General features: G+C 66.9%; 5 protein-coding genes. 3 read left to right on the forward strand and 2 right to left on the reverse strand.

Going from position 1 to position 5560, the window contains the following annotated elements; translation table 11 throughout:
• From ACR2JI_RS06070 to ACR2JI_RS06080, 3 genes are all read left to right on the forward strand, one after another.
• The coding region (locus tag ACR2JI_RS06070; RefSeq protein ID WP_526389062.1) for an alpha/beta hydrolase at positions 1-540 on the forward strand (540 nt) is incomplete at its 5' end.
• A 4-nt stretch (positions 541-544) separates the two neighbouring features.
• Positions 545-1651, forward strand: a complete 1107-nt coding sequence (locus tag ACR2JI_RS06075) for an acyl-CoA dehydrogenase family protein (protein WP_526389064.1) — start codon at positions 545-547, stop codon at positions 1649-1651.
• On the forward strand, positions 1651-2805 hold the full coding sequence (locus tag ACR2JI_RS06080) for an acyl-CoA dehydrogenase family protein (RefSeq protein WP_526389066.1): 1155 nt from the start codon (positions 1651-1653) through the stop codon (positions 2803-2805). Before ACR2JI_RS06075 ends, ACR2JI_RS06080 begins: the two co-directional genes overlap by 1 nt.
• A 3-nt stretch (positions 2806-2808) precedes the next feature.
• Here ACR2JI_RS06080 and ACR2JI_RS06085 read toward each other — a convergent pair whose 3' ends face one another.
• Both ACR2JI_RS06085 and ACR2JI_RS06090 read right to left on the reverse strand, forming a co-directional pair.
• Entirely contained in the window at positions 2809-4332 is a 1524-nt protein-coding gene (locus ACR2JI_RS06085; protein WP_526389068.1) for a carboxylesterase/lipase family protein, read from the reverse strand.
• Between the two features lie 60 nt (positions 4333-4392).
• Complete coding sequence (locus ACR2JI_RS06090) at positions 4393-5439, reverse strand: MaoC family dehydratase (protein WP_526389071.1); 1047 nt, start codon at positions 5437-5439, stop codon at positions 4393-4395.
• Positions 5440-5560: the final 121 nt, after the last annotated feature.

The raw sequence follows: 5560 nt of genomic DNA on the forward strand, positions 1-5560 counted from the left end.
TTGGAGGACTGTTACAGCGTGCTGACCTGGCTGGCGGCACTACCGGGCGTCGACGCGAACCGGATCGCGATCGGCGGGGCGAGCGCGGGTGGCGGGCTCACGGCGGCGTGCGCCTTCGTCGCCCGCGACCGCGGGGAGGTCAGCCCCGTGCTGCAGGTGCTCAGTTACCCAATGCTGGACGACCGCAGCATCGATCCCGCTCTCGATGATCCAGGTTTTCGGCTGTGGAACAGCGCCAGCAATCGGGTCGGGTGGACCTCCTACCTCGGCGGGGCGGACCCGGCGATAGCGGTTCCCGCGCGCCGCGAGGACCTGTCCGGCCTGCCCCCGGCCTGGCTGGGCGTAGGAACACTCGATCTCTTCCACCGCGAGGACATCGCCTACGCCGCCCGGCTGAATTCCGCAGGTGTGCCGTGCGAGGTGTACGAGGTGCCGGGCGCCTTCCATGGCTTCGACGGGATCGCACCCAAAGCCGCGATTTCTCGGGCATATTTCGACAGCATGTGTGCCAGTCTCGATCAAGCGTTGAAGCAGGGCTGATCCGATGTCACTGACCCGGGAACAGGGCGATCTGCGCGACGCCGTGTCTGATCTGATGGCCAAGCGCTCACCGGAGCCCGAGGTCCGCCGACTGATGGCCGAACATACGGGGTACGACGCGGTCACATGGCATGCACTGGCCGAGATGGGACTTCTCGGGCTGACGATCCCGGAGGAGTTCGGCGGCGCGGGTGCCGGGGCTGCCGAATTATCCGTGGTGTCCGAGCAGATGGGCCGGGCCCTGCTCTGCGCGCCCTACCTGTCGACAGCGGTGCTGACGCCGTACCTTCTTACCGCCCTCGACGATCCGGCCGAGTGTGCAGACGTGCTTCCGCGGATCGCCGCCGGCGAGTTGATCACCACGGTGGCGTTCGCCGAACCCGGCCAGGCGCGTCCACCGGAGCATCCGGCCACCACGGCAACCGATAGTGACGGCTGGCGACTCTCCGGAGAGAAGACCTACGTACTCGATGCAGACGACGCGCAGCGCTTCTACGTATATGCCGATACCGGCTCAGGTACAGCACTTTTCGCGGTGGACCGCGATTCGCCCGGCTTATCCGTCGCAACATTGGACACCATCGATCGGACCCGCCGTCAAGGCCGGCTGATGGTGGACCAGACGCCCGCCCGGCTGATCGGCACCGTCTCGAAGGGCCGGTCCGCACTGGACACCGCACTCGATCGCACGGCTGTGGCACTGTGCGCAGAGCAGGCCGGCGGCGCCATGCACGCCATGCAGATGGGAACCGATTACGCGCGTACCCGCTTCCAATTCGCCCGCGCGATCGGTAGCTTCCAGGCGATCAAGCACATGTGCGTCGATATGTTGCTGGAGGCAGAGTCTGCGGTATCAGCAGCCCGGCACGTCGCGGCGAGCTTCGACGCCGCCGAGCCGGACCGGCTGGCCGATCTCGCTGTGGCCCAGGCGTATTGCGCAGATGCGTATGTGTCCGTCGCGGCAACCAACATCCAGGTGCACGGCGGCATCGGCTTCACCTGGGAGCATCCGGCCCATCTGTATCTACGCAGGGCGCGTACCGACGCGCAGATATTCGGCGACTCCGCATGGCATCGGGAGCGCTACGTAGGATTGCGGGAGGCGAGCTGATGAGCATTCGCGACGAGGTGCGGCAGTGGCTGGCCGAGAATTTTGATCCGGCCTCCGATCGCTCCGAGTGGAACCACCGGGTGTTCGACGCCGGATGGTCGGCACCGAGTTGGGAGCCCCGGTGGGGTGGGCGTGACCTCACCGAAACCGAATCACGCCTCGTGGCACAGGAATTCGCCGAGGTCGGTGCGCGAGGCACCGGAATGGACCGCTCCGATCTACTGGCCTGCACCATCCACGATCTCGGGACCGAGGAGCAGAAGCAGCGGCTGATTCCAGCTTCGGTACGCGGGGAGACCCGGTGGTGCCTGCTCTACAGCGAGCCCGGAGCCGGATCGGACCTGGCGGGTCTGCGCACCCGCGCCGAACGCGACGGTGAGGACTGGGTGGTCAACGGGCAGAAGGTCTGGACATCGTTCGCCAAGACCGCCGACTACGGACTGCTGATCGCCCGTACCGACCCGAACGTGCCCAAGCATCAGGGGATCAGCTTCTTCATCTTCCCGATGCGCCAGCCCGGCGTGGAGATCCGGCCGATCCACCAGATCACCGGTGAGTCCGAGTTCAACGAGGTGTTCATCACCGATGCCCGGGTGCCGAATACCAACCTGGTGGGCGAGCCCGGCGGGGGCTGGGCGGTTCTGCAACTGGCGCTGGCCTATGAGCGGCGACTGATGGGTGATCTGGCCCGCACCTCCAAAGCCAATCGCGATCTCAAGCCCGATGCCGACAGCCTGATCGGGATGGCTCGCTCGGCGGGTCGGCTGGCGGATTCCTTCGTCCGCCAGGAGATCGCCCGGGTCGAGGGCTATGCAGCAGTGAACCGGTGGAACACCCGGCGCGCCAAGGCGACATCCGACCGCGCGGAGGCGGCAACACTGCTCTCGCTCGGCAAGATCGCGATGTCCCGGATCTTGCATGAGACGGCTCGGGTGCAGACCGCAATCGTCGGACCCGAATCCATGCTTGCCGGACCTGACAACCCGGTCGGTGACGCGGTGACCTTCCGGACCCTCAACGCCTATTTCACCTCGATCGGCGGCGGCACCGACCAGATTCAGCGCAATATCGTCGGCGAGCGGATACTGGGCCTGCCCAAGGAACCGGAGCCCTACCGGGACACCCCGTTCCGGGATCTGCCCGGCCTCGGCTGACACTCAGCGCAGATGGACCGGATCAGTACCCCAGGCCGTTCTGATCCGGGCATCGATATCGTGCTGGATCCGGTCGGTGTGGTCGATCACCAGGCAGGCACGGTCCGTTTCCTGGTACGGGGTCCACTCCGGCTCGCCGGGCAGGCCGGACGGCTTGGCCGTGGCGGCGAAGTTCACCCATCGCGCGCGGACCCGCCTGGAGACCGCCCTGGCGGCTTTGACACCGCCGAGCTTGAGCGTCATATCCTGCGGCGATCCGAGAGTGCCCCAGACATACGGCAATTCGGTGGCATGCGCCGCACCCACGAGCAGCGCCTTCATCAACGGTGACGCGTAGTCGAACCGGTACAGGTAGACCGGGGCGACGTTGTTGTGGCCCTCGGCCAGCCATACCGACGGCATCCGGAACCCGACGTCGCTGGCGATTTTCAGGCCGCGCGCGGATCCGGACTTCCCGGCGTAGGCGGAGCTGAGCTGCTCCTCGGTCGGCAACTGGAGGTCCGGCTGCTCACCGGCGATCTGATTGAACATCGAGGTGATGGCACGGGGTGTGATCGGCATCAGCGGCGAGCGCATCAGGCGGAACAGCGCAGCCTCGTTCCGATTGGTGCCGATGATCAGCGGCACCGGATGCGTTTTGCCCTGCCGCGCCAATTGGACCGGATAATCGGTCAGCAGATCTCCGTCGATGATCGGCACGAAGGCCAGCGTCCCCGGATTTCGGGACGGCACCTCGTCGAAGACCTTCTTCGTGGCCGCGATCAATGCCGCAACCGGCACTTCGCCGAGACGCTTCTCGTCGCCGGGACTGATCTCGAGATAGTTCAGCACCGCATCGGTGACGAGCTCGGCACGACTGCGTTCATAGACCGATGTGACCGGAGAACTCTGGGCGATCACGGCCGAGAACAGCCCTGCCGCCTGCGGCACCGCCAGCAGGCTGGTCAGGATCCCGGCCCCGGCGGACTCGCCGAACACCGTCACACGCCCCGGATCGCCCCCGAACGCGGCGATGTTGGCGCGCACCCATCGCAGGGCGGCCAGCACGTCGCGCAGACCGACATTGGTGTCACCGCCCGGCACATCCAGGAATCCGAAAACTCCGAGCCGGTAGTTGATCGTCACAATGATCACGTCGCCACCGGCAGCCAGTCGCCGTCCGTTGTAGTACGGCTGACTGCCAGACCCGAGAACGTAGGCACCACCGTGCACCCACACCATGACCGGCTTGCCGGCGCCCGGCTGGGTGCCCGGCGGAGCCCAGACGTTCAGCGTCAGACAGTCCTCGCCCTGTTCGGCGCCCAGGTTCATCGGGAAGTTCGGCACCGGCGGCTGCGGGCAGACCGTTCCGTACGCCGTGGCGTCGACCGGATCGGTCCAGGGTTGCGGCGGCTGGGGCGCACGGAAGCGCAACTCACCCAGTGGCGGCGCGGCGTACCGCACGCCCTTCCAGACTGCTGCCCGGCCGTCGTCGGCTCCGCGCACCGGCCCATAGACCGTCTCAGCAACAGGTTGATCGGTGGTCATCCGGCTCTCTCCAGTGGTCTCCGGGGTTCACCTACAGGTTACCCGCGGGTAACGGACCAGCTAAAAATGCAGGGCCGTGAACCGCCAATCCAGCACCGGACGATCCTGTTCCCGGCCCTCGCCCTGCCCGGCCGCGTAGACCAGTGACCGCAGGGTCAGGACGCCGCCGCGATCATCAGGCAACGGCTCGGCAGCCTCGATGTGGAGATCGCTGTACAGGGTGTCGCCCTCATGGACCGGACCGGTGTGATCGCAGGACTGCCAGCCGAGCACTGTCACCAGGTTCGGCAGCAGCCGGGCGGTCTGGGCCAGGGCGATTCCGATGGTGTGCCCGCCGTACACCAGTCGGGCGCCGCCGGCCCGGGCATCGTGGTGGGTGGCGGCGATATTGAGCGTCAGCCGGGCCAACTCAGGAGCGGAGCTGACCACGTCGCCGGTGCTGCGCAGCACCGCACCGGACAATTCCGGATAGAAGTGCGGGCCCGGCACCCGCGCCCGGAAGGCATCGGCGTCCCAGTGCATGGTCGGGTCGACGGATGCGGTGTCGGTGCCGATCAGGGCAAGGTCGTCGGCGTGACCGGTCTCGGTGTTCTCCGCGCTCAACGGCAGCATGGCGCAGCGGTGGAAGTCGAGCACCAGCCGTCCGACCTGGTCGATGGTGGTCATCCGAAGGGCGGCCAACCCGGTGGCGGCGCGGCCCGGTTTCGGGCTGTTCTGCCTCAACCCGACCACTTCGGTGCGGGTGAACAGCGTGTCACCGATGACCGGGAACCGGTGGAATGTCAGACCGCGGTAGAACAGGTTGGCCTTGACCCGCTGCGTCACCAGGGTCGACTGGCCGATCGCCACATCGGACACCAACGCCGGGTGGGCCAGCGCACCCGGAACCCCGGTGACGGCGTGCGCCAGCTCGGCGTCCAGTGCCAGCCGCAGTCGGTCACCGAGGATCGCCTGATGAGCGGCCGCCACGCCGGGTGTCAGGGTCATCGACGGCGCCCAGTCGAAGACTTGACCGACCACCAGGTCGTCGAAGTAGGGGCCGCCCGGAGGGCGCGAGCCCGGAATCGGATCCGGAGAGCCGCCGCCGACGTGGCCATACAGAGTCACAGTGAGTGAGTCTGTCATTCTGGGTGGGATGCCCGGACTCAATGACGAAGAGACACTGCTCGTTGCGACCGTGCGGTCGTTCATCGACCGTGATGTCAAACCCACGGTCCGCGAGGTCGAG

Origin of the sequence: Mycobacterium sp., from assembly GCF_051006775.1 — a bacterium.
GTDB lineage: Bacteria > Actinomycetota > Actinomycetes > Mycobacteriales > Mycobacteriaceae > Mycobacterium.

Coding starts and splice junctions, on each gene's coding strand:
- ACR2JI_RS06075 (WP_526389064.1), top strand. CDS start 545: ATGTCACTGACCCGGGAACAGGGCGATCTGCGCGACGCCGTGTCTGAT.
- ACR2JI_RS06080 (WP_526389066.1), top strand. CDS start 1,651: ATGAGCATTCGCGACGAGGTGCGGCAGTGGCTGGCCGAGAATTTTGAT.
- ACR2JI_RS06085 (WP_526389068.1), bottom strand. CDS start 4,332: ATGACCACCGATCAACCTGTTGCTGAGACGGTCTATGGGCCGGTGCGC.